The sequence below is a fragment of the Nitrospirillum guanabarense genome (assembly GCF_034653355.1).
Classification (GTDB): Bacteria; Pseudomonadota; Alphaproteobacteria; order Azospirillales; family Azospirillaceae; genus Nitrospirillum.
The window spans coordinates 1,133,620-1,156,456 of record NZ_JAYEER010000003.1; the positions used below are offsets into that span (position 1 = coordinate 1,133,620).

Here is a 22,837-nt window from a genome sequence, read left to right on the forward strand (position 1 = left end):
CGTCCGTCAGCCCGGTGCGCCTGACAGCTTAGTGTGGGATCGGTGCTGCCGCTGGCGTGTCCGATGGTGATGGTGTGCCATCCGCTGTCGCGGATTTATCCCAGATACCCTGGGACCGCAGTTCGCGATGCAGGACTAGGGTGGCGCCAATATTGAGGTTCGCCATGGCACGAACCCGGTAAAGCATTTCAAGGCCACGAAAGGATACGTTCCCGTTAAACCCGGCCGCGGCGATGCGAGCGGGATCACCCGCCAATTCAGCCATTTCCAACAGGCCGGGATCGCGGGTTCCCGCGATGATCATGATGGTGTTTCCGGCGGGCCCGGGCAGGCTGGCCATATAGCCGTAATCCACGCGCGGTATGCGCTCCTCGGTCAGGACGACACCGTCGGACTGATATTTCGTGCCAGTCGCGGCGTCGGTCAAATCATTGAACGTGTCACCAAGCGTGAAGCCCGAAGCCTGGAACAGGGGATCGCACAGCAGGACGCTGAGGCCGCTCAACAGGCCGACGTAGACAACGTCGGACGACTTGAATGCGTCAGGAACCAGTTGCGAGGCCGAAATCAGCTTGATGGGGCGTGCTTGCCCTCGCGTGAGGTCGCGTAGGATGGCCTGGACCTTCTCCAGCGCCATAATGGTGCTGGATGAGACATATTGCTCCCTGGGAGGGGTAATGCGTTCACCCTCCTCCGGATGGCGCATCAGGTAGATGTCCAGGTCGTCCCGGGTGAGAATGGAATGATCCCAGACAAGACGGGGCACTGCGGTGGACGTGGGGCCCTGGCTTCCCATCTGGCCGAACAGGAAATAGTCGCCCATCACGATGGTTATCGGCCGGTCGCTCTTGGCAAGGGGCCGCCAGATGGCGGGCCATGTCGGCCGGTCCTGGACGGCCGGAAAAAGGAAAAGAATGGCAAGAAGCGCCACCAGGCAGGCAGCGCCCAGCGCCAGGCGTGAGCGCGGCACCGATCGCGCCCGGCCCGGAGGGACCTGCTCGGCGGGGGCCACCTTCGGCACGACCGTTTCGGCAACGCCGGTCAGTTGGACGCTGTACTGCCCCAGGGGAATCATGAGGCCTGGGTCGGGGCGGTCCTTGTAAACCTCATCCATCAGTTTGCGCAGGCGGTGGATGTACACCCTGACCGTCGCATCCTGGGGCGCGTCCAGCGTCCTGCCGGTGGAAAATATTTCGTTTGTTATCTCCAGCTCTGTCGGCGGCCGCAGGTCGATGGTTCGTTCCAACAGGAAATCGAACAGGCGCAGAAGCTTGTCCGACCGCTTGGAGCCCAGTTCGTCGCGCAGGACCTGCGCGGCTTCGCGCAACCGGTCTCCGCGGAGTGGAGCGCCGTCTCCAGCGGGAGCCGGTTCCTCGGCACCGTGCTGGGGTGGGGAAGGTTGCCGATGAGACCAAAGCTTCATGCCGTTCAAACCTTCAGCAACGCGCGTCCATTTCAGGAATGTCCAAATCCTGTAACGCTTCCCCCACTGTCACGGCGCTGCCGCCGCTGGCTGGTTGGCTTAGGGATTCGGGGGCCATTACGGAGCAATTTTAATGGGGAAGATGCCGGAAACCCTATTGAAACGTCCCCGCGTTCCCGCCCTGTAACGGTTTCACAACTGTAATCGCCGCCACGAGTTCGGAGCAAGTGCTAAGACTTTTCCAGGGCATCCCTTACCGGCGCGAGACATCCGCCGGGGTCCGAGCCGCACGTGGGAACAGCACGTGGCAACGGGGAAGCGCCTGTGGCGGCCGGATAAAGGGAGCAAGGGATCGGGCGCCAGGGATTGCTTCAGACACGCGCCTGAACGTTCCCGCCTTGGTTTTTCGCATCGTCCGGATGAAGGCGACGGCGTGGCCGCGCGGCGCGCGACACGCGGTCTTAAATAAACAGGAGTTGATTGATGAAACTGGTCAAGAAAGCGGTATCGGCGGCTGTCGGCGTCGGTCTCGTCGCGGCCGTGGTCGCCATGCCGGCCTTGGCTCATCACTCGTTCGCGATGTTCGATCAGACGAAGATCGATCAGCTGAACAAGGCGACCGTCACCGAATTCCGCTTCGCCAACCCGCATTCGTTTGTCGTCGTCAGCGCCGAGGGGGCGAATGGAAAGACCAGTTACGCCTTGGAATGCAGCAGCGTGAACATGATGAGTGCCGCGGGGTGGGATCCGACGACGATCAAGGCGGGCGACACCGTCAACATCGCGTTCTATCCGCTCCGCGATGGGCGGCCCGGCGGGATGCTGAAGACGATCACGGTTCCGGATGGCAGGACCTTGAGCGGCTGGTGATGCCGATGGCGGAGGGCGCGGCGCCCTGACCAGCATCCCCTTGCTGGCGCCTTGGCGCCGCGTGCCGGATGGCGACCAATTTATAAAGAGTCAAAGGGACTGGGAGGTTTGTGATGAGAATGGGGAAGCCCCTGCTGCTCGCCGTGGCTGTGGCGGCGATCTGCGCCGGGCCGGCGGGGCATGCCACCGCGGCGCCCGCGCGTCATGCGGCGGAGCCTTACATGACCGGTATTTGGGAAATATATCCCGACCCTTTCGCCGGCGACGAAAACACCTTCAAGGAGCTTCCGGTGCCCGGCGACGGGCCGCACCTGAAAGAGCCATACGCGACCCAGTGGAAAGCGCTTCGGGCTGAGCGTGACGCCAAGCTCAAGGCCGGCACCCCGCTCGTCGATGCCAGCACGCTGTGCCTGCCCGAAGGCATGCCAACGATCATGGGGGCCATTTTCCCGCTGGAATTCCTCCAGACCAAGGGGCGCTTGACCGTGCTGGCCGAGTTCCTCAGCCAGACGCGGCGGATTTATCTCGACCGGCCGATGCCCCCCCCGAACAAGCTGGTGCCATCCTACTACGGCATGTCCATCGGCCATTGGGAGGGTGATACCCTGGTCGTCACGACGCGTGGCGTGAAGGAGGACGTTCGCTTCTTTGAAATTCCTCACAGCGGCGACATGACGATCACGGAGCGCATCCGTCTGACCGCGCCGGACATGATGGAAGACCAGATCACGATCGATGACCCCAAGATGCTCCTCGAACCCTACCGCTTCACCTATGGTTACAAGCGGAACGATAAATACCAGATCATGGAATACTACTGTGACCGGGAAGATCCGCTGTTCAAGGTCAAGCCGGATGGGACCATCGAAATGAAATCAATCAGCGAAATCAAGTAAACGGGTTTCGGATCGCCCCGCCGGTACGGCGGCCCTGTCGTCAGCCCTTCCGCACCGTCGGCCGCTTTCGGGCGGCCGCGCGTTTCCCCCAGGCAAGCCGCTCGCTTTTCCCGGGAGCAGGACAGCATGTCGCATCGACGGAATTTTCTTAAGCGGGCCCTGGCAACAGGGGTCGGGGCGGCGCACACCCTGTACGCCCCGGCGATCCTTGCCATTGCCCGGCCGGGTGCCAGCCGTGCCCACGACATCGTCTCGGCCATCCGGCGCGACGACACGACCCGACGGTCGCGGAACCTGGGCGACGGCTATCACATGACCTGGACCGCCGCCGATCGCCAGGTCGTGATCGTCAATGACGGCACCGGCTGGGCCGATCCCCCCGCCGCCTTCTACAACACGCGACTGTGGGCGATGGACGGGCCCGCCCAAGGCGCGACATTCGGCGACATCACCGGCTACCCTGAACTCGACCGCGCCACGCGGCCGGAAGGTGCGCCGTCCTATTATGGTTTTGGCCTGCTGTCGGTGCGTGGCCGGCTGTACCAGTTCCTGAGCACGCTGGACGATGCCAAGGACCGGCCACGGCACTGGACGGGGGCGAAGCTTATCCATTCCGATGACGGCGGCCTTAGCTGGCGTAACCAGGACGGCTCCGCACCGGTGGTATGGGAGGACTGGGGGGACCAGAACCGTGACCGGTTCGCGTTTTTCGATGAGCAGGACGGGTGCTTCTCGCTGCTTTCGATCCTGCAGATGGGGCAGGACTATCGCGCCAATCGCGATGGCCATGTCTATGTCTACAGCCCGAATGGAAGCCGTGATGGCCGGATGAATGAGCTCGTGATGTTCCGGGTGCGTGTCGAGCATATCCTTGAGCGGCGCGCCTATGAGTTCTTCGGCGGCCACCTCGCGGGGGGCGATGCGCGCTGGGTCGGGAACATCGCGGATCGCAAGCCGGTGCACACCTTTCCGCGCGGATGGGTCAATCATGCCAACCTGTTCCCAGGTGACCTCGTCCTGGAATCCTGGCTGCCCAGCGTCGTCTACAATGAGCCACTCGACCTTTACATGATGGCCAGCGCCGGCATCGGTTGCGCGCCCGATGGAACGGAGTTCGGCAAGCCCAGCTATCTCGGCCTGTGGGTTGCCTCGGCGCCGTGGGGGCCCTGGCGGCAGGTGCATGAAGAAACCGCCTGGATGCCCGGGGGTGACATTGCGGCGCGCGCCTACGGGCCCCAGATCGCGCCGAAGTGGATCGCGCCTGACGGCAAGTCGTTTTGGCTGGCCTGGGCCGACCTGAACGGCATCCGGGCCTTCGCGAAGGATGAAGACCGGCTGGCAGCCGCGCTTGAAAAGGCGGATGGCGCCCAGGCGCGGGCCGGGATCGAGGCGAACTTCCTTCACCAGTACATGCCGGGCTTTTCCTTCAACGCGCAGCGGATCGACCTGGTTCTCGGCTGAGGGCAAGAGCCGTACCGCCCCGGGCCAAGCGGTTGGAATGAAAACCGGCGGAATACTTTAGGCCTAAACATATGCGCATGCATATCAATGGATGACGGACATGGCTGAGCGTTCTTTTGCCAGAGAAGTTGAGCATCTGCGACTGGGAGACGGCGACGTCTTCCGGGGCGAGGCCATTCTGGCGATCACCAAGGGTCTGCTTCAGGCCGGCGTCTCTTATGTGGGCGGATACCAGGGCTCCCCCATTTCCCACCTTATGGATGTCCTGGCTGATGCGAAGGACATCCTCGACGAGCTGGGCGTTAACTTTCAAAGCTCGGCGAACGAGGCCACGGCGGCGGCCATGCTTTCGGCCTCCGTCATGTATCCCCTGCGGGGAGCGGTGGCATGGAAATCCACGGTCGGAACGAATGTGGCATCCGATGCGCTGGCCAATCTCGCGTCCGGCGGCGTCACCGGCGGCGCCTTGGTCATCATCGGCGAGGATTATGGTGAGGGCTCCTCCATCATGCAGGAGCGCACACACGCCTTCGCGATGAAATCGCAGATGTGGCTGCTCGACCCGCGCCCTGACCATGCGTGCATCGTCAATTTGATCGCCCGTGGCTTCGAGTTGTCGGAAACCTCGAACACGCCGGTCATGCTGGAGGTCCGGGTCCGCACCTGCCACATGCACGGCAGTTTCGTGTGCAAGGACAATGTCCGCCCATCCTTCACCATCGATGACGCGCTGAACGCGCCGAAGCGGGATCTCAGCCGCATCGTGCTGCCCCCGGCGGCCTACGATCATGAGCGGGAAAAGATCGCCCGGCGCCTGCCGGCGGCGGTCGATTTCATTCGCGCGCGCCGGCTGAACGAACTGTTTGGTCCGGCCACGGGCAAGGTCGGTATCGCCCTGCAGGGTGGAATGTACAACAACGTGATCCGCGCCTTGCAGTATCTCGGCCTTTCGGACGCGTACGGCAACACGCAGGTCCCGCTTTATGTCATGAACGTCACCTATCCGGTGATCGACAGCGAGATCGCCGATTTTTCCATGGGCAAGGACGCCATCCTCATGGTGGAGGAAGGACAGCCCGAATATCTGGAGCAGGCCGTCAATACGGTGCTGCGCCGGCGCGATATCAATACGCGCGTCCGCGGCAAGGACGTCCTTCCGATGGCCGGCGACTACACAATACAGGCGCTCGCGAAGGGCATTCAGGCGTTCCTGGACGATCATTCCCCCAATCTGCTGGGCAACCGCCCCCCGGTTCCGGATGCCAGCCCGGTGCTGGCGGATCCCAAGGTCGAAAGGCTGAAGTCCGTTGTCCCGCCCCGTCCGCCGGGCCTATGCACCGGCTGCCCGGAACGCCCGATCTTCGCCGCCATGAAGCTGACGCAGCAGGAGCTGGGCGACCATCACGTGTCGGCCGACATCGGTTGCCACCTGTTCTCCATCCTGCCGCCCTTCAATATCGGGACGACCACCATGGGCTTCGGCCTGGGTGCCGCCTCGGCCGCCGCCTTCAGCAAAGGAACCGGCAAGCGCTCGATCGCGGTCATGGGCGATGGCGGTTTCTGGCATAACGGCCTGACCAGCGGGATCGGCAACGCCGTTTTCAACAAGCATGACGGCGTCTTCGTCATCGTCGACAACTTCTATTCGTCGGCGACCGGCGGGCAGGACATCCTTTCCTCCCGCGCGCACAACAAAAGCCGCCAGACGAACAACCCCATATCCAAGGCGGTCAAGGGGGTGGGCGCCACCTGGGTCCGTGAGGTCGATCGCACCTACGATGTGGGCAGGATGCGCGCGGTGCTGAAAGAGGCGCTGACGACCAAGGAGGAGGGGCCCAAGATCATCATCGCCTCCTCCGAATGCATGCTCAACCGGCAGCGGCGGGAGAGGCCCCTCACGGCGAAGTCGATCAAGGACGGCAAGCGCGTAGTCAAGGAGCGCTTCGGCGTCGATGAAGATGTCTGCACCGGCGATCATGCCTGCATCCGCTTGTCCGGCTGCCCGTCTCTTTCCGTCAAGCAACTCGACGATCCACTGCGTGACGATCCGGTCGCCGCGATTGACAATTCCTGTGTCGGCTGTGGCAATTGCGGCGAGGTATCGGAGGCGGCCGCCCTCTGCCCGTCCTTCTATCGTGCCGAGGTGATCCACAATCCGACGCGGTGGGACAGGGTGACGGCTCGGCTTTCCATGGCCTTGATCGGCTTCCTGCAGCAGCGGCGAGCGCGCCGCCGCGTCGCCTTCGAGGTGGCGTGATGGGGGACAATATTGTCCGGCTGCCGCTGGCCGCCGCGGGTGCCGCGACCGAACGGCCCATTTCCATCGCCATCGTGGCCATGGGGGGACAGGGCGGTGGCGTCCTGTCCGGGTGGATCGTCCAGCTGGCCGAAAATGCCGGCTGGGTGGCGCAGTCGACATCGGTGCCCGGCGTGGCGCAACGTACGGGCGCCACCATCTACTATATCGAGATGATGCCGCTCGCGGCGGGCCGGAAGCCCATACTGGCGCAGATGCCGACGCCGGGCGATGTCGACGTCGTCCTGGCGTCGGAATTCATGGAGGCCGGCCGCTCGATCCTAAGGGGGATCGTCACCCCCGAACGGACGATCCTGATCGCTTCCGACCACCGCTCCTTCGCGATTTCCGAGAAGAGCGCGCCCGGCAATGGCATCGCCGACAGCGATGCGGTGGCCGATGCCATCGGCGTGACGGCGCGGCGGCAGATCATCTTCAACATGGATGAGCTGGCGGCGCGCAACGGCAGCGTCATCTCCTCGGCGATGTTCGGCGCGCTGGCCGGATCGGGGGGGCTTCCCTTCGACCGCGACGCGTATCACGCCGTGATCAGGCAGGACGGCAAGGGGGTGGCCGCAAGCCTGAAGACCTTCGACGCCGCCTTTGAACGGGCGGCAAATCCGTCCCCGCCGCATGTCGGGGCGGAAATCCCGGCCGCGTCGCGGACGGCCGGTGTGCCCTCATCCTCCGCCGATCCGCGCGTGGCCCGTCTGCTTGACCTGCTGCGCACCTCCCTGCCCGAGGCCGCCTGGCCGATGGCGTGGGCGGGCCTGCGTAAAGTCGTGGATTATCAGGATGAGCGCTACGGGACCGAGTATCTGGAAATTCTGGCGCGCCTGCATGCCGTCGACCGGCAGGCGGGGGGCCAGGACCGAGGCCATGACTTCACCGTGACGGCGGCCAAGTATGTCGCGAACGCGATGACCTACGATGATGTCATCCGGGTCGCCGACCTGAAGACGCGCGCTGGCCGGCGCAGCCGGATCGCAAGCGAGGTGGGGGCCGGGCCGCACCATGTGCTGACCACCACCGAATTCATGCATCCTCGCATGGAGGAGATCGCCGGCCTGTTGCCGGCCGGCTTTGCGCGCTGGCTGAAACGGCAGGGTGCGATCTATGCGTGGCTGGACCGCCGGGTGAACAAGGGGCGCCGCGTGCGGACCTATTCGCCCGCCTGGTTCCTGACGCTCTACACGCTGGGCGGGATGCGGTGGTTGCGCCGGCGCTCGTTGCGGCATGCCGAGGAGGTGGCGCACCGCGAGGTCTGGCTGGCCTGCGCGTGCGACCTTGTCCGCAAGGATTATGTCCTGGGCGGGGAGGTGCTGAAATGCCGCCGGCTGGTCAAGGGCTATTCGGACACGCACGCGCGGGGACTTTCGAGGTTCGACAAGGTGATCGCGGAAATCCGCCGTCTCGCCCACCGCGATGATGCGGCGAACTGGGCGAGGCGCCTGCGTGAAACCGCCATCAAGGACGGGGAGGGGGGCGATCTGGACGGCTTGATCCGCACGATCCGCTCCTTCTGCTGATGATGGGCCGAGGCTGTCCGGAGGTGAGTGCGTGGACGATGCGCCGCCGGCTTTCTTTCCTGGAGGATGTCTCCCGGAGGATGGGGTTCCTGGCTTTCCTCATGCTTGCCGGCTGGGCCTGCGGCGCGTCGGGAGAGGTGCCTGCAATGCCGACGATCATTCCGGTGCCGCCGAGCGACCAGCCGCCCCTGTCCTCGGCGCTGCGGGTCACCAACCCCGGGACCGAATATATCGATCTCGACGGGAGCGGCTATGCCGAGGAGGAGTATTATATGTCGGGCGTCGCCCCCGCGATCACGGCGCAGGGAGCGACCCTTTTCCAGGTCCCCTATATCACCCGCATTCTGGTGCGTAAGCCCAAGGATCCAAGGAAGTTCAACGGCACCGTGGTGATGGAGCCTTTCACTTGGATCGGCGAGCGCGGGGCGGGCTGGATTTTGACCAAGGACTATCTGATCCGGCAGGGCTACGCATGGGTGGGATACACCCTCAACATCAACAAGCCCGCGCAGGATCCCAAGACCACCACCGATCTCGATTGGCGGCCCGATCCGGAACCGCAGGACCTCAACCTCGACTTCATGCGCCGGTTCGACTACGCGCGCTACGCCTCTCTCGGGACGTATTACGATCCCGCGCGGTTCCAGCGGGGCGGTCACGCCGATCCCTTCGTTCCGCAGTCCCAGGGTATAGGCGCTCAGCTTGCTTTGGCGCTGAAGTCAAATCTTGCGGATGGTCCGGTGCGGGGGCTGGAGGTAAGGCGGGTCTATGTCGACAGCTGGGCGGTCACGGCGCAGGTCTGGATGGACTATCTGGATCAAGGCCGGCACCAGCAGTGGCGCATGCCGGACGGTCGGCCCCTAATCGACGCTTATATGACGGGCAAGATGTCCTTCGGTGAGGTTGGGGGTGATGCCATCCGCGTGCCCCGTCACATGCCGGACGATGCCCCGTTCGTGGTTGTCTACAGTCAATCGGAAGCCATGCACGACGCGATTGAACAGATCGACCTGCCGGTCGACAGCGACCGGCCGCGCCTGCGCTATTACGAGGTTGCCGGTGTTTCCCACCTGCGCCTTGCCGATTTGGGAACCGAGGAAATTGAGGATTTGCCGGCGGATGTGGGCAAGGAGTCGGACCCGCGCTGTCGCCATCTCTATGACGAACCCGCGCAGATGATCATGTTCGCCCTTTTTGACGACATGGACCGCTGGGTTCGCGAGGGCCGCCCGATGCCCAGGGCCCCCCGTTTCAAGCGGGAGGGGCGGGGCATCGCGCGGGACGCGCGAACCGGGAACATGGTGGGGGGCGTGCGGCCCGCCTGGGTCGAGGTCCCTGCGGCGGCCTATCTCACCGACCAGGAGACCGGCTGCGGCATGGTCTACGACACCAAGGTGCCCTATGCGCGGGACACGTTGAGATCGCTCTACGGCAACTTCGCCGCATATGCCCGCAAGTTCGAGGCGGCGAAGGTGCTTTCCGAAAAGCAAGGCTATCTGCTGCCAGCGGACGCTGCGCGTCTGGTTCCGATCGCAAGGCCGGATGATTTCTGAAAGGTGGCACGCAGCGGATCATTTATGAGACAATGACGTAAATTTACATATATTGTTTATTATAGTGAACACACCCTGTGACGCTTCAGGAGGCTCGTTGAATGTCGTGGGTATGGCCGGAGGGCATCAGGAACCTGCAGGGCGGTGGCATCAGGCTTGAGCCGCTGTCCCTGGATCATGTCGCGGGCTTGACCGAGGCGGCGGCGACCGCGACCGACCATGAATGGGACATGGGCTTCGTTCCCAGGCCAGACGACATGAAGGTCTATGTCAGCCGGGCGATTTACGATCTGCGGGCGGGGCGGAGCTTTCCATTCGCCGTGTGTCTGGAGACGGGGGAACCGATCGGTACCAGCTGGTTCCGGGTGTTCGATCCATGGCGCAGGAAGTTGGAGATTGGCTTCACCTGGTACGCTGCGCCCCATCGCAAGGGCATCGCCAACCTTCAGACCAAGCTCCTGCTCATGTCCTTCGCGTTCGACGTGCTGAACTGCATACTGGTCGAATTCCTCGTATATGAAGGCAACCTGCCGTCACGGCGCGCTATCGCCGGTTTGGGGGCGCGCCAGGACGGGATGCTGCGCCGCGTGATCCCCATGGGCGATGGCACATTCGGCGACGTGGTCGTCTTCAGCGTCTCGAATGACGAATGGCCGGTGGTGAAAAGCACCATGGCCAGCAGGCTGGAATCGCGACGGCAAGTACCGCTCGACGGGTTCCGCGCCGCTGGCCCAACTGGATCCTGAAGAGGCGCCCGCAGGCAGGGAGAGAGTCTTCGCCGGTGCGATTCCCGGACCAGGCCTGCAGGCCTGAATTTAAAAAGTTTAGGCCTAAAATAGTAATTCGTACACATGGGCCCATAAGCCCCGGTGCATCGACATCAGGCTGCGCGCCTGTTTGAGTGAGGGTGTTGTGAGCAGCGAAACTGTCTTTTCGAGGTTCGTGTCGGCGGCCGGCAAATATCCGGGCAACCCTTTCCTGAACGTGCTTCCCGAAACGGCGGAGATATATGGCATCGACGCCGGGGAGATCACCTATGCCGTCATGCTGGAGCGGGTGCGGGCGCGGCAGAAGGCGTTGCGCGCTGCTGGGTTCGGCAAGGGCAGCCGGATCGGTCTTCTGCTGCAAAATAGGCCGGACTTCATCGAGATCTGGTTCGCGGCCAATGGGCTTGGCGCTTCGGTGGTGCCGATCAATCCCGACCTGCGGCGCAGCGAACTCGAATATCTGATCGGCCATTCGGAAATGAATGCCGCTTTCGTTCTGCAGGATCGGCGGGCGGAGGTGGCCGCGGCGGCACAGGCCATTGGCAGCGCCATGGTCACGCTGCTACCGCAAGAACCGCTCCCGCAATTCCCGGGGGCGGCACCTGACCTGACGGCTCCGGATCGATCCACGGAGGCGGCCCTGCTTTACACATCCGGCACCACCGGCGATCCCAAGGGCTGCGTGCTGGCCAATGAATATTTCCTCCATTCCGGTGACTGGTATCGCGATGTTGGGGGGCTGATTTCGCTGAGCCCTGGGCTGGAGCGCATGCTTACCCCCCTGCCGGTGTTCCATATGAACGCGATGGCCGTATCGGTGCTGGCCATGATCACCGTTGGCGGGTGCCTGACCATCCTGGACCGCTTCCATCCCACCACTTGGTGGGATTCCGTGCGGCGCAGCGGTGCGACCTGCCTGCATTACCTTGGGGTCATGCCATCCATGCTGATGAAGGCGCCGGCAAGCGATCAGGACCGGAATCATTCGGTACGCTTCGGCTTCGGTGCCGGCACGCCCCGCGAACTTCACGCGCCTTTTGAGGAACGCTTTGGCTTTCCCTTGATCGAGGCTTGGGCGATGACCGAGACGGGCAGCGGCGGCGTCATTTGCGCCAGCCATGCGCCGCGCAAGATCGGCACCAACTGTTTCGGCCGGTCGACGGGGGATGTCGAGGTGCGCATTATCGACGACGCGGGTGGGGAGGCCGCCCCCAACGCGCCGGGCGAGTTGCTCGTCCGGCGGGCGGGGGACAATCCAGGTTACGGCTTCTTCAAGGAATATCTCAAAAATCCCGGGGCGACACAGGAAGCCTGGCAGGGCGGCTGGTTCCACACTGGCGATATCGTTTCCCGCGATGACGATGGCGATCTCCATTTCGTGGATCGCAAAAAGAACGTCATTCGCCGCTCTGGCGAGAACATCGCCGCGGTCGAGGTGGAGGCGGTCCTGATGAAGCATCCGCTGGTGAAGCAGGCGGCCGTCGCCGCCACACCCGACGACCTGCGCGGCGATGAGGTGGCGGCGCTGATCGTAACGCCCGCTACCGAAGCGGGCAGGGGGGTGGCTGAGGAAATAGTGCGGTGGAGCCTGGGGCAATTAGCCTACTACAAGGTGCCGGGCTGGGTCGCTTTCGTGGCGGAATTGCCGCGGACCCCGACGGAGAAGATCCTGCGGGCGGCGCTCAAGGCGCTGGTTGCCGAGAAAATGGACGGGGGCGCCTTCTTCGATACGCGCGCGCTGAAGCGGCGGCAAACATGATCCGCGCCCAAGCTTCCTACGATGGTGTCGTCCTCTGCGCGCCGGTGACGGTGGCTTACCAGCGCTATTCCAGCCAGCCTGCCCACTGGTGGGCTGGGCGGGCGATGCGGTCTCTTGCCGAAGCGACAGGGTTCGGCCCGGCCGATATCGACGGCTTCTGCTTCGCCAGCTTTTCGGCGATGCCGGACACGGCGGTCGGCCTGGTCCAGCATCTGGGCCTCTCCCCCCGCTGGCTGGACCATATTCCGACCGGCGGCGCGAGTGGCGTCATGGCCCTGCGCCGCGCCGCCCGCGCGGTGCAGGGCGGTGACGCGGATGTCGTCGCCTGCGTGGCCGCCGACACCAACCGCTTGGACAGTTTCCGGCACACCCTGGCGACGTTCTCGCGTTTCTCCCAGGATGCCGTTTATCCCTATGGCTTCGGCGGGCCGAACGCGACCTTCGCCCTTATCACCGATGCCTACATGCGCGCCTATGGCGTCACACGCGACGATTTTGGCAAGCTGTGTGTCGCCCAGCGCCGCAATGCGCGCTCCAACCCGCTCGCCCTTCAGCGCGGGGAACTGACGTTGGACGACTACCTGCGGGCGCGGCCGATTTCCGATCCCGTCCATCTCTTCGATTGCGTGATGCCCTGCGCCGGGGCGGAAGCCTTCATTGTGACGACCCCGGAGATCGCCGCGCGGCGTGGTCTGCAGATGGCGCGCATCCTGGCGACGATCGAGCGGCACAACGCCTATCCGGACGATCCGGTGCAACTGCGCGGGGGATGGGCGATGGATGCCGATTCCCTGTGGGCGTCGGCAGGGATCGCCCCGGCCGAGGTCGATATGCTTCAGGCTTATGACGATTATCCGGTGATCGTGGCGATGCAGCTTGAGGATCTGGGCTTCTGCGCCAAAGGCGGGGCCGCGGAATTCATTCGGGCGACCACCTTCGAGATTGGCGGCGACCTGCCGCTGAACACCAATGGCGGCCAGCTGTCGTTCGGTCAGGCGGGGGCGGCGGGTGGTTTCCAGAACGTGACGGAAGCGCTGCGCCAGGTGCTGCGCCAGCCATTGGGGACCCAAGTGCCGGATGCCGATATCGCGGCGATATCCGGGTTCGGCCTGGTGAACTACGACCGCGGCGTGTGCACCGCCGCCGCCATTGTCGAGGCATGCCGATGAACCGTGAGAAGCGCGACCCGCTCGCCCGACGCAAGGAACGGCACGTCCCCCCAGGTGCGCGCAGCCGCGCGATGCATGCAATGTCCGCCAGGGCGGCCATGGGGCGCTTCGTGTTGCAGGGGTGCGTGGACTGCGGCGAGGTCACCTATCCCCCGCGCGATGCCTGTCCCCGTTGCTGGGGTGAGCTGCAATGGACTGACCGCGACCGGGGGGCGCGCGTGCTGTCGGAAACCACCATCCGTGTTTCGACCGATCTTTACTTCTGCGGCCAGCTGCCCTGGCGCATGGGCAAGGTCGAATTGGATGCCGGTCCGGTGGCGCTTGCCCATCTGCACGCCGGTCTGAAGGTGGGAGAACGGGCTGAGATGCGGTTGATGCTGGACAGGGGTGGAAATGCGGCGCTTTTCGCCCTGCCCGCCGGAAGGGAACCCGACATGGGCGATCGGCAATGGCGCGAATTTGTCGTTCCGGTGAAGGACCGCACGATCCTGGTCAGTGACGCCCGCAGCGCGATCGGCCGCGCTGTCGTCCACGCGCTGCACGCGGCCGGCGCCGGCCACATCGTTGCCGGACTGGCCCCACCCGCCCGGGTGGCGGACCAGTCAGACGGCGTGTCGGGACTGACGCGGGTTCAGCCGGTCCCCCTTGACCTGACCGATCCGGTCATGGTCGCGGAATGCATGAGCAAGATAGCCGGGCCCTTGGACATCGTCATCAACACCGCACGCCTGGTGCGGGGCGGTGGCGTCAGCGCGGACGGCAACCTGGTGGAGCAGCGGCGAATGCTGGACATCGCCGTTCTGGGGTTCATGCGCCTGGCACAGGCCAGCGCCCCCCTGTTGCAGGGCCGTCCATCCGGCGCCTTCGTCGACCTCCTGTCCGCACAGGCGCTGGCCGGCGATTCCGATTGCGCCGGCTATGCAGCCGGTGAAGCGGCCCGGCACTCCCTCTTGCAGAGCTTCCGTCACGAAATGCGCGCCGTGGGGGTCCGGGTGCTGTCGGTCTTCACCGGACCCAGCGATGACGAGGATTATCAATCGGCTCCGCCCCCCAAGGTCGCGCCCCTGCGGCTCGCCCGGGCGATCATCGAGGCGCTGGAGGCGGGGCGGGAGGTTTCATGCGTTGGTGATGTCGCCGTCGACGCCATGGACCGTTGGCTGGCCGATCCCGCGCTTTACATGAGGGAGAAGAACCTATGATCGCGATGGACCCAACGCTTGCCGGCCTGCTCGCCGGCATCGCTTCACGGCGGATCCGCACCGTCGATCTCACCAATACGCTGTCACCGGATTTTCCGGTCATCGTCCTGCCGTCGGAGTTCGGCCAATGCGAGCCGTTCAGGATGGAAACCGTTTCCCGCTATGACGGGAACGGCCCCGCCTGGTACTGGAACAATATCTCGATGAACGAGCATACCGGCACGCACTTCGACGCGCCGGCGCATTGGATCACGGGCCGCGATGTGCCGAACGGCACGGTGGACGAGGTCAACCCCGACGACTTCATCCACCCCGCAGTGGTCATTGATATCAGCCGGGAGGCCGCCGCCGACGAGGACTTCGTCCTGACCCGCGCTTTCCTTGAAGATTGGGAGGCCCGTAACGGCGCGATTCCGCCCCGGCACTGGATTTTGCTGCGCAGTGACTGGTCGAAGCGGGTGGGTACCGTGTCCTATCTCAACCTCAGGGAGGATGGCGCCCATTCACCCGGGCCGGATGCGACTGCCATGCGCTTCCTGGTGCATGACCGCGACTGTGTCGGCCTGGGTGTTGAAACCGTCGGCACCGACGCCGGGCAGGCCGCGCATTTCGATGAGCCCCTGCCGGCGCACTCCATCCTGCATGGCAACGGGCGCTTCGGCCTGCAATGCCTGACCAACCTCGACCGGCTGCCCACCTTCGGCGCGGTGGTGATGGCGATGCCGCTCAAGATCAAGGGCGGTTCGGGGAGTCCACTGCGCGTGATCGCCTTGGTCGCGTAAGGGAGGGGCAGGCTTTCATCCATTCGCGGGCTTCGGGCTGATCGCACCGACATCACCCCAAAGCCCGCGCTGTATGGTCCATGTGCATTACCGTTTCATGGCGTGTTGTTCCCGTATCAAACCGTTTCACCATGCCGGGATGGCGGGGCATGGCGGTATTCCTGGCAGCGGGATAGTCCTAACGCGCCCCACGCGGCGCCGCACGACTGTCATCGACAGAGAAACATCGGGGGCCCGTCCCATTGGCCGCCGCGTCGCCCATCACCCATCAGGGGGAAATCGAGGGATGTCTGTACAAGCATTCGGCCAGTGGCTCTACACGACGCCTGCCGCAGCCGCCATCCGTGAGACCGTCTGGGTCATTCCCACGGTCCAGGCCATTCATATCCTTTCCATCGCGGTTCTGGTCGGCTCGGCCCTGGTTTCCAATTTGCGGCTGGCCGGCGTCTTCGCGGCTGATGAGGCGCCCACGACGATCATACGCCGTTATCTGCCCTGGATGTGGTGCGCCTTGGCGGTTCTGCTGCTGACGGGCCTTCTGCTGATCGTGGCCGAGCCGGGCCGCACGCTGAACAATGCGGTTTTCTGGACCAAGATGGCGCTGGTCTTGTTCGCCTTCGTGCTGACGCTGGTTTTCCAAAAGCCGCTGCTCAACCGCCAGTCGGCTGACAATGGCCCCGACAGGTCAACCATGACGAAGTCCGCAGCCTGGCTTTCGCTGGGCCTTTGGCTGGCCGTGATCTTTTGCGGCCGTTTCATCGCCTACACCTGATCCAGCCACATGGCGCGCGATCGTTATTCGACTTAAGCCAGGGGGCCCATCATGTCCTTGCAAACCGTCCTGCAGAGTATTCAGAATTCCGGCCTCTCCCTGTGGATCCGCCAGAACCCCGCCATCTTCCCCATCATTGAATCGCTGCACGTGGTCGCCATCACGTTGGTTTTCGGCACGATCATGATAGTCGATCTGCGTCTGCTCGGCTTTGCCTCGCACCGGCGAAGCGCCAACAAGCTCATCGCCGAACTGCTGCCCTTCACCTGGGGGGCCTTTATCCTCGCTGTGGTGACGGGAAGCCTGCTTTTCACGGCGAACGCCCCAGCTTATGCGAATAACACCCAGTTCCAGCTCAAAATGCTGGTGATGCTGGCGGCGGGCGTCAACATGGTGATCTTCCATATGACCGCCCATCGGCGCATCGCCGTGTGGGACAGCGTGCCACCGCCGACCGCCGCGCGGTTGGCCGGGGTGACATCCCTCATATTATGGGTGGCGGTGATTTATGTCGGCCGCTGGATCGGGTTCACGTTGGACATACTTTTCTGATCGTACGTCCTTTTGACCCCGACATCGCCGCCCTCGCCGCAGCAGGGCGGCGGTTACCCTTTGGAGGTCGGGAACCGGGCGCGCTAGACCGCGTGAACAATTCCCTCCAAAATGCTTGACCGCATGTCCTGGGGCCATGGGGTCGCTCGACGGGTTTGCAGATCCATGCAGACCAAAACCACATTGGCCTGCAATCTCACCCGGTCGTCTCCGCTGAACACGACGTGCAGATGGCAACTGCTGCGGCCGACTTCACGCGGGGATATGGAGATCGTCAACACATCGCCAAGTTCACTGGGGGAGACGAATTCGACGTCGAGCTTGACGGTCGGTACCCCAATGCGGTGGTGAAGATGCAGGGTCCTGAAGTCCTGTCCGAGCGCTTGCGCGCACCAGTCCTCTACCGCCGCATTCAGCATCTCGAAATAGCGTGGATAAAAGACGATGCCGGCCGCGTCGATGTGGGCGAAGCGGACCTGGGTGGTGGTTTCGAAAGGCATGTCAGTTCTCTTTGGAAAGAAGCGACCGGAGGTCCGTCAGAAGCTCCAGCAATGTCGCCATCCGCTCAGGGGGGAAGTCGCGGAACACATCCGCGATCCATTGGTGGTGGGCCTCGGCGAGGGTGAGGAACCGCGCCCGTCCAGCCTTGGTCAAGGACACGATCGCGGAGCGGGCGTCCTGCGGGTCAACCGCCGACTGCACCAACCCCTGCACCTGCAGCTGGCGCACGATGGAAGTCACGTTGCCGTTCGAGACCAGGAGCGCCCGCGACAGGGCCCCCATGCTGAGGCCGCCCGGGACACGGTAAAGCGCGGCCATGACATCGAACCGCGGCAGCGTGGTGTCGAACTGTTCTTCGAAATTGCGCCTCAGGCGCTTCTCGCCAATCTTGGCGCAGCCGAGTAATCGAACCCACATGCGCAGTTCCGTGGAACCCGCCCCGATGGGGGAGCGCTCGTCACTCGTCTCGCTATCGGCAGTCATGTGTACTCTTGTGCGTCTGGATGTGTGCGTCTGGATGACAGGAATCCGCTGGCCCTTGGCCGCGGCTGGCCCAGCCGTCTCCGCTTTAGTTTAGGTTTAAAGCAAGAAGGCGGTTTGTCCAAGTGGATTACCCGGACCCGGATATCCTGGGTTCGGCGCCGGAAATCCGCAATACCAGGTTGGGGGCGGTCGGCCGCCGACGCTTCAGCGGATCGCCCGCACGAAAACCGGACGTTGGCTGAGGGCCACGCCATTGACGACGCGGATCTCGAAAAGGGCTTCATAGTCCCCGTGAATGTCAGCCCGGGATTCGATGGTCCGCAGTTGCTTTGAATTGGAAACAAGACCGGCCATATTCCGCACGGCCGCATCCCCGATCCCGGCAACTACGAAAATATGTTTGCCCATGGGGCCGGGCAGGCTGGCGATATAGCCGTAATCCACCACGGGCTTGTTTTCCTGGAGGGCATCCAGATCGGCAGCAAATCGATTGCCGGAGGTCGCATCAACCAGTTCGTTATAGGAATCGCCAAGTCGCAGGTGGGAGGTTTGGAATATTGAGGCAGCCACGCGCCCCAGGTCGGAAAACCGCCCTACGTAGACGAGGTTTTCCGTTCCCAGAAGGTCGACTCTGAGTTTCGACCCCGGGACGAGCTGCATCTGGCTGGCATTGTCCGGACGGGATCGCGCGATGGCGTTCTGCACGGTCCAGGCGGCGACCACCGTGCCGGCCGGTGCGAGATTCAGATCCAGGTCGTAAAGCCGGTAGAACGCATCGGGATGCGTTTTCAGATAAGCCCCGAGATCGTCGCGCGAGCGAATGCCGGGCTCCAGGATCATGCGCTGCACTTCCCGCTGGTCTTCCGTTTCGGCGACCATGAAAGCGTCACCCACCACCAACTGCGCCGTTTCGTCCGTCGCCAGCGGTCGCCAGAACGCCGTCGACCGCAATTGCTCCTGGTCCCCCCGCTCTGCCCAATGCACTGGCCCCGGGAACCAGAACGCAAGCCCGCTGAAGGTCATGATCAACAACGCGCCGAGCACGACAAGCCGCGGCCGCGTGCCCAGCTTCGGCCAGGCCCAATTCCCCGGCGTCAGCCTCGGGGCGCGGCCGTCGGGTTTGCCGGGCGGTACGGCCAGGACGATGCGGTATTCGCCTTTGGGAATTTCCAACCTGGGACCCGGCTGGCCGGCGTAGAAGTCATGAAGCCGCTTTCGCAGCCGATGGACATAGACGCGGACCCCGGAATCCAGCGACTGCGATGTCGCACCCGGAGCGTCGTTTCGGCCAAACACGGCGAAGGCGATTTCGATCTCCTTCGGCGCGCGCTCGTCATTGGATCGCTCGACCAGAAAATCGAACAGCTGCAGCAGGGCGGCCGATCGGGCGGCTGTCAGCGCGACCCTGAATTTCGCCACCTCCTCATCGAACGCTGACGCAGAAACGGGGGTATCACCTGACCGGGGAACCTTCACGCCTCGCTCCATTCTGTATCGGTCAAGTTTTTATCCGATCACGGCCCGTCGTCGGCCACCCAGCCGCGCACCTGCCCCTTGTGTTGCGGAAATCTCTCCCCGGCACGGCGCCGGTCGCCGGCCGATCGCGAGGAATTGCTAGGGTAGCAGCAAGGATCACAGCCTTTCAAAAATGTTTTGTTAATGACGCGCCAAAAACCTCGCAATGCGTCATTCTGGCTGGGCAGGCCCGGGGCTTTCCGGTCGCTGGCCATGTTGGTCCTGCGCCGGGAATTGGCGTATTGGCATGCCCCCGCCACATGATGGGGCTATCGCGTATTTTTTGAGTAGCGACCAGGTGAAATGCCGGTCCAGTCCTTGAAAGCGCGTGAGAAAGTCGCCGTGTCCGAATATCCCAGCTGTTCGGCCGCTACGGAAAGCGGAAGATCGGCTGCCGCCAGAATCAGCCTTGCCCGCTCCTGCCTGGCCTCCTGAAGCAGCGCCCGGAACGAGGTTCCTTCCTCCATCAAGCGCCGGCGCAGGGAACGTTCGGAAAGCTTCAGTTCCGCCGCGGCCAAGGCGCAATCGACCCGGGCGCGTCCCAGCCTGCGGGCGATAATATCCTTAGTCAGGGCGACCAGCCCTCCGCCCGGCGCGGCCGCCGGCCCCATCAGGTCCAGCAGATGCCGTTCCAGGACGGACTTGAGTTTTTCATCCTCGGGAGACAACACGCTCACAAGTGGCTTGTCGAGGTCTTCGTTGCGGATGATCAGCGCGTTGGCCACTTGGTTGCCCAGAACCGGCGCTCGGAAAAACCGCGAGAGGAACGCGTCCCGTCCGGTGATCGGATGTTCGAGATGAACCTCGGCCGGGGACCATTTTGCGGACGTCAGTTGCCTGACCAGGTTGGCGTATCCCGAAAGCGCGAATTCCGCGTCCTGTTGCCGGGGCCAGATCCGCGGGTCCTCGATGCGATAGCTGTAGGTGGTGCGGTCGGGGCCGATTTGGCTGTCGAACGAGGTTTTGCTCTGCAAGCGCGACTGGAACAGCGTGAGACAGTCCAATGCGCCGCGCAACGTCCCGGACGCGCGTAGCAGGGCGTGGAATGGTCCCAGATCCGCGAGGCCGAACGATTGCCCCATCTCAAGACCAAGGTCTGGTCGCTGGAACTTGGCGGCAGCATGTTCCAGCAGCGCGACGTAGCGATGCAGAGGCACGCGTTCGTAGGGCTTATCAAGTTGTGACCGGAAAAACCCATAGTCCCGCAGCAAAGGATCGATGCGGTCGTCCACCTCAGAGAGGACGTTCAACAGTGCGGTGAGAAATAGCACCCGGATCGTCGGCTGATCGATCATTGCGGCGTCGGCATCATTCGGCGATGCGGCAGCGGTTTTAGGCATTTCTTGGAACCTTCCCTGACCAATTCTGCAAAGCAGCGGTCCCCCCCTGCAATTTACACATTCTTCCCCTTCGTTGAAATTGCCCTTGTCCGCACAAGACCAGGACCGCTTCCCAGCCACGGCGGCCGGTGACCGCAAGGTTCGGGGAAATGCTGACGGCGGTCGTTTCCGTCCTGAGCGGTTCCATCAATCGACGCCAGTTCAGGCCGCCGCGGTGCCGCGCCGCTACGGGGCCTGTCCAGGTCGTCAGCAACCCGCCCCTCTCCTGAGCTGGAATCATGAACACCTTGCCCAAGATCGATTTTATCTATCTTTCCGAACCGGACATGATCCGGGCCGGCGTGACCGATATGGCCGCCTGTGTCGACACCATGGAGGAAATGTTCCGCCTGCTCCATGTCGGCGACTATCGCATGGCGGGGCCGGACAGCAATTCGCACGGCGCCATCGTGGTCTTTCCGGAGGACTTGCCTTTTCCGGACATGCCGAAACCGACGGCGGATCGACGGTTCATGGCCATGCCCGCCTATTTGGGGGAAGCTTCCGGACCGCGGGAATGAAGTGGTACGGCTCGAACATCGAGAACCGCGGTAAGGGCCTGCCCCGTTCCATCTTGATGTTCATCCTCAATGATGCCGACACGGGCGCCCCCCTGGCCGTGATGTCGGCCAACCTGCTGTCGGCTTATCGGACCGGCGCGGTGCCGGGGGTGGGCGCCCGGCATCTGGCACGGAAAGAGTCGCGGGTGGTCGGCATCCTGGGCCCGGGGGTTATGGCGAAGACCTCGCTTTCGGCTTTCATGGCGACCTGCCCCCACATCGATACGGTCAAGGTGAAGGGGCGGGGGCAGCAGAACATCGACACCTTCCTCGCCTGGCTGAAGCAGACCTATCCGCAAGTCACCACCGTGACGGTGGTAGACACCGATGAGGAGGTGGTGCGCGGTTCCGACATCGCCACCTTCTGCGCGTCGGTCGCGACGGGTGACCCATCCAAGTACCCGACGGTCAAGCGTGACTGGGTCAGCCCGGGGACCTTTCTGTCGATGCCCGCGCCCTGCAATATCGACGAAGGGATGGAGGCTCCGGAAATTCGGAAGGTGCTGGATTTCACCGGCCTTTACGAAACCTATCAGCAAGAGAATCCCAAGCCGGTCCATAACCTTATCCCGGCGGTGGGCGTGCGTTTCTTCGATTTGGTGGACGAAGGCCGCATCGCGCGCGGGCAGCTTGAGGATCTCGGCAGGATTGCCGCGGGCGATGCCCCCGGCCGCCGCAACGATGATGAGATCATCATCCTGTCGGTCGGCGGCATGGCCGTGGAAGACGTCGCCTGGGGCACGCGGGTCTACCGCAACGCTCTGGCCAACGGAATTGGCGTGAGCCTGCGCCTGTGGGACGAGCCCGCCCTGCGATAACCCCCCCCGTGCCACCCGCCGCAAATCCCCCCCTACCCATACACCTCATATCGCATGGAGAGCTTGAGATGCCCGATGTCATCAAGATCAAGACCGGGAATAAGTTCGAGGAACACGGCAGCTACTCGCGTTTGGTTGCCGTCGACGATCTGATCTTCGTGTCCAACACAGCCGGCCGGAACCCGCGCACCAAGGTGCTGTCCGATGATCCGGCAGAACAGGCCCTGCAGGCGCTGAGCAATATCGAAGGCGCGCTGGCCGCGGTCGACGCCACGCTGGAGGACGTGGTTGCCGCGCGGGTTTTCGTGCAGTTCCCGGACGATGTGGAAACCGTCATGGCCGCCTACGGAAGCCGGATGCGGGGGATCAACCCCACGCTGACCATGACCTGCCCGCCGCTCGGCTCCCTTCAATACAAGGTGGAAATCGAGGTTACGGCCTGGCGCGGCGCGTCCAAGGCGACTGTGAAGGAAATGCGGATCACCCTGTGAGCGTGGCGTCCACCCCGCGTGGCGGCCCGTTGGCGGCATGGGGGATGGGCGCCTGCATCCAG

Annotated in this window: 21 protein-coding genes; 16 read left to right on the forward strand and 5 right to left on the reverse strand. The window is 63.7% G+C overall.

What is annotated here, in order from left to right; translation table 11 throughout:
• Nucleotides 1-28: 28 nt before the first annotated feature.
• Nucleotides 29-1,327 (reverse strand): hypothetical protein, encoded by a 1,299-nt coding sequence (locus UAA55_RS14395; RefSeq protein ID WP_322953551.1) that lies wholly within the window; start codon nucleotides 1,325-1,327, stop codon nucleotides 29-31.
• Nucleotides 1,328-1,906: 579 nt separating this feature from the next.
• Between UAA55_RS14395 and UAA55_RS14400 the strand changes: the two genes are divergently transcribed.
• The 13 genes from UAA55_RS14400 to UAA55_RS14460 all read left to right on the forward strand — a co-directional run bounded on the left by UAA55_RS14400 (nucleotide 1,907) and on the right by UAA55_RS14460 (nucleotide 17,028).
• Complete coding sequence (locus UAA55_RS14400; RefSeq protein WP_050897937.1) at nucleotides 1,907-2,293, forward strand: DUF6152 family protein; 387 nt, start codon at nucleotides 1,907-1,909, stop codon at nucleotides 2,291-2,293.
• Between the two features lie 119 nt (nucleotides 2,294-2,412).
• Entirely contained in the window at nucleotides 2,413-3,189 is a 777-nt protein-coding gene (locus UAA55_RS14405; protein WP_322953552.1) for a hypothetical protein, read from the forward strand.
• Between the two features lie 126 nt (nucleotides 3,190-3,315).
• Nucleotides 3,316-4,650 carry a hypothetical protein gene (locus UAA55_RS14410; protein WP_322953553.1) on the forward strand — a complete coding sequence of 445 codons (1,335 nt, stop codon included), beginning with the start codon at nucleotides 3,316-3,318 and terminating at the stop codon, nucleotides 4,648-4,650.
• Nucleotides 4,651-4,750: 100 nt separating this feature from the next.
• Nucleotides 4,751-6,907 (forward strand): indolepyruvate ferredoxin oxidoreductase subunit alpha, encoded by a 2,157-nt coding sequence (locus tag UAA55_RS14415; RefSeq protein ID WP_322953555.1) that lies wholly within the window; start codon nucleotides 4,751-4,753, stop codon nucleotides 6,905-6,907.
• Complete coding sequence (locus UAA55_RS14420) at nucleotides 6,907-8,475, forward strand: indolepyruvate oxidoreductase subunit beta family protein (protein WP_322953556.1); 1,569 nt, start codon at nucleotides 6,907-6,909, stop codon at nucleotides 8,473-8,475. The genes UAA55_RS14415 and UAA55_RS14420 overlap by 1 nt, the downstream gene beginning before the upstream one ends.
• Nucleotides 8,476-8,555: 80 nt before the next feature.
• Nucleotides 8,556-10,028: an alpha/beta hydrolase domain-containing protein gene (locus tag UAA55_RS14425; RefSeq protein WP_322953557.1), complete on the forward strand. Its 1,473-nt coding sequence runs from the start codon at nucleotides 8,556-8,558 to the stop codon at nucleotides 10,026-10,028.
• A gap of 101 nt (nucleotides 10,029-10,129) precedes the next feature.
• Complete coding sequence (locus UAA55_RS14430; RefSeq protein WP_322953558.1) at nucleotides 10,130-10,774, forward strand: GNAT family N-acetyltransferase; 645 nt, start codon at nucleotides 10,130-10,132, stop codon at nucleotides 10,772-10,774.
• A gap of 166 nt (nucleotides 10,775-10,940) precedes the next feature.
• Nucleotides 10,941-12,554, forward strand: a complete 1,614-nt coding sequence (locus UAA55_RS14435) for an AMP-binding protein (protein WP_322953559.1) — start codon at nucleotides 10,941-10,943, stop codon at nucleotides 12,552-12,554.
• Nucleotides 12,551-13,723, forward strand: coding sequence for a thiolase family protein (locus tag UAA55_RS14440; protein ID WP_322953560.1), 1,173 nt, complete (start codon nucleotides 12,551-12,553; stop codon nucleotides 13,721-13,723). The genes UAA55_RS14435 and UAA55_RS14440 overlap by 4 nt, the downstream gene beginning before the upstream one ends.
• Entirely contained in the window at nucleotides 13,720-14,922 is a 1,203-nt protein-coding gene (locus tag UAA55_RS14445; RefSeq protein WP_322953561.1) for an SDR family NAD(P)-dependent oxidoreductase, read from the forward strand. Before UAA55_RS14440 ends, UAA55_RS14445 begins: the two co-directional genes overlap by 4 nt.
• Nucleotides 14,919-15,704: a cyclase family protein gene (locus UAA55_RS14450; RefSeq protein ID WP_322953563.1), complete on the forward strand. Its 786-nt coding sequence runs from the start codon at nucleotides 14,919-14,921 to the stop codon at nucleotides 15,702-15,704. Before UAA55_RS14445 ends, UAA55_RS14450 begins: the two co-directional genes overlap by 4 nt.
• A gap of 286 nt (nucleotides 15,705-15,990) precedes the next feature.
• Nucleotides 15,991-16,476, forward strand: coding sequence for a DUF6644 family protein (locus UAA55_RS14455; RefSeq protein WP_040843202.1), 486 nt, complete (start codon nucleotides 15,991-15,993; stop codon nucleotides 16,474-16,476).
• Nucleotides 16,477-16,527: 51 nt separating this feature from the next.
• Nucleotides 16,528-17,028, forward strand: coding sequence for a DUF6644 family protein (locus UAA55_RS14460; RefSeq protein WP_322953565.1), 501 nt, complete (start codon nucleotides 16,528-16,530; stop codon nucleotides 17,026-17,028).
• A gap of 83 nt (nucleotides 17,029-17,111) precedes the next feature.
• On the opposite strand, the gene UAA55_RS14465 is transcribed toward UAA55_RS14460, so the two are convergent.
• The 4 genes from UAA55_RS14465 to UAA55_RS14480 all read right to left on the reverse strand — a co-directional run bounded on the left by UAA55_RS14465 (nucleotide 17,112) and on the right by UAA55_RS14480 (nucleotide 20,867).
• Nucleotides 17,112-17,528 carry an acyl-CoA thioesterase gene (locus UAA55_RS14465; RefSeq protein ID WP_088872905.1) on the reverse strand — a complete coding sequence of 139 codons (417 nt, stop codon included), beginning with the start codon at nucleotides 17,526-17,528 and terminating at the stop codon, nucleotides 17,112-17,114.
• A 1-nt stretch (nucleotide 17,529) separates the two neighbouring features.
• Complete coding sequence (locus UAA55_RS14470) at nucleotides 17,530-18,012, reverse strand: MarR family winged helix-turn-helix transcriptional regulator (RefSeq protein WP_040843198.1); 483 nt, start codon at nucleotides 18,010-18,012, stop codon at nucleotides 17,530-17,532.
• 204 nt (nucleotides 18,013-18,216) lie between these two features.
• Entirely contained in the window at nucleotides 18,217-19,488 is a 1,272-nt protein-coding gene (locus tag UAA55_RS14475; RefSeq protein ID WP_322953567.1) for a hypothetical protein, read from the reverse strand.
• A gap of 308 nt (nucleotides 19,489-19,796) precedes the next feature.
• Nucleotides 19,797-20,867 carry an AraC family transcriptional regulator gene (locus tag UAA55_RS14480; protein ID WP_322953568.1) on the reverse strand — a complete coding sequence of 357 codons (1,071 nt, stop codon included), beginning with the start codon at nucleotides 20,865-20,867 and terminating at the stop codon, nucleotides 19,797-19,799.
• 278 nt (nucleotides 20,868-21,145) lie between these two features.
• Between UAA55_RS14480 and UAA55_RS14485 the strand changes: the two genes are divergently transcribed.
• The 3 genes from UAA55_RS14485 to UAA55_RS14495 all read left to right on the forward strand — a co-directional run bounded on the left by UAA55_RS14485 (nucleotide 21,146) and on the right by UAA55_RS14495 (nucleotide 22,775).
• Entirely contained in the window at nucleotides 21,146-21,427 is a 282-nt protein-coding gene (locus UAA55_RS14485; RefSeq protein WP_322953569.1) for a Rossmann-fold NAD(P)-binding domain-containing protein, read from the forward strand.
• Nucleotides 21,424-22,284 carry a tyramine oxidase subunit B gene (locus UAA55_RS14490; RefSeq protein ID WP_322953570.1) on the forward strand — a complete coding sequence of 287 codons (861 nt, stop codon included), beginning with the start codon at nucleotides 21,424-21,426 and terminating at the stop codon, nucleotides 22,282-22,284. Before UAA55_RS14485 ends, UAA55_RS14490 begins: the two co-directional genes overlap by 4 nt.
• A gap of 68 nt (nucleotides 22,285-22,352) precedes the next feature.
• Nucleotides 22,353-22,775, forward strand: coding sequence for a Rid family hydrolase (locus UAA55_RS14495; protein WP_322953571.1), 423 nt, complete (start codon nucleotides 22,353-22,355; stop codon nucleotides 22,773-22,775).
• The last annotated feature ends 62 nt before the right edge of the window (nucleotides 22,776-22,837 follow it).

Bases quoted from the DNA above. Each gene is read 5' to 3' on its own strand.
- UAA55_RS14400 (WP_050897937.1), top strand. From the start codon at position 1,907: ATGAAACTGGTCAAGAAAGCGGTATCGGCGGCTGTCGGCGTCGGTCTC.
- UAA55_RS14405 (WP_322953552.1), top strand. From the start codon at position 2,413: ATGGGGAAGCCCCTGCTGCTCGCCGTGGCTGTGGCGGCGATCTGCGCC.
- UAA55_RS14410 (WP_322953553.1), top strand. From the start codon at position 3,316: ATGTCGCATCGACGGAATTTTCTTAAGCGGGCCCTGGCAACAGGGGTC.
- UAA55_RS14415 (WP_322953555.1), top strand. From the start codon at position 4,751: ATGGCTGAGCGTTCTTTTGCCAGAGAAGTTGAGCATCTGCGACTGGGA.
- UAA55_RS14420 (WP_322953556.1), top strand. From the start codon at position 6,907: ATGGGGGACAATATTGTCCGGCTGCCGCTGGCCGCCGCGGGTGCCGCG.
- UAA55_RS14425 (WP_322953557.1), top strand. From the start codon at position 8,556: ATGGGGTTCCTGGCTTTCCTCATGCTTGCCGGCTGGGCCTGCGGCGCG.
- UAA55_RS14430 (WP_322953558.1), top strand. From the start codon at position 10,130: ATGTCGTGGGTATGGCCGGAGGGCATCAGGAACCTGCAGGGCGGTGGC.
- UAA55_RS14440 (WP_322953560.1), top strand. From the start codon at position 12,551: ATGATCCGCGCCCAAGCTTCCTACGATGGTGTCGTCCTCTGCGCGCCG.
- UAA55_RS14445 (WP_322953561.1), top strand. From the start codon at position 13,720: ATGAACCGTGAGAAGCGCGACCCGCTCGCCCGACGCAAGGAACGGCAC.
- UAA55_RS14450 (WP_322953563.1), top strand. From the start codon at position 14,919: ATGATCGCGATGGACCCAACGCTTGCCGGCCTGCTCGCCGGCATCGCT.
- UAA55_RS14455 (WP_040843202.1), top strand. From the start codon at position 15,991: ATGTCTGTACAAGCATTCGGCCAGTGGCTCTACACGACGCCTGCCGCA.
- UAA55_RS14460 (WP_322953565.1), top strand. From the start codon at position 16,528: ATGTCCTTGCAAACCGTCCTGCAGAGTATTCAGAATTCCGGCCTCTCC.
- UAA55_RS14465 (WP_088872905.1), bottom strand. From the start codon at position 17,528: ATGCCTTTCGAAACCACCACCCAGGTCCGCTTCGCCCACATCGACGCG.
- UAA55_RS14470 (WP_040843198.1), bottom strand. From the start codon at position 18,012: ATGACTGCCGATAGCGAGACGAGTGACGAGCGCTCCCCCATCGGGGCG.
- UAA55_RS14480 (WP_322953568.1), bottom strand. From the start codon at position 20,867: ATGCCTAAAACCGCTGCCGCATCGCCGAATGATGCCGACGCCGCAATG.
- UAA55_RS14485 (WP_322953569.1), top strand. From the start codon at position 21,146: ATGAACACCTTGCCCAAGATCGATTTTATCTATCTTTCCGAACCGGAC.
- UAA55_RS14490 (WP_322953570.1), top strand. From the start codon at position 21,424: ATGAAGTGGTACGGCTCGAACATCGAGAACCGCGGTAAGGGCCTGCCC.
- UAA55_RS14495 (WP_322953571.1), top strand. From the start codon at position 22,353: ATGCCCGATGTCATCAAGATCAAGACCGGGAATAAGTTCGAGGAACAC.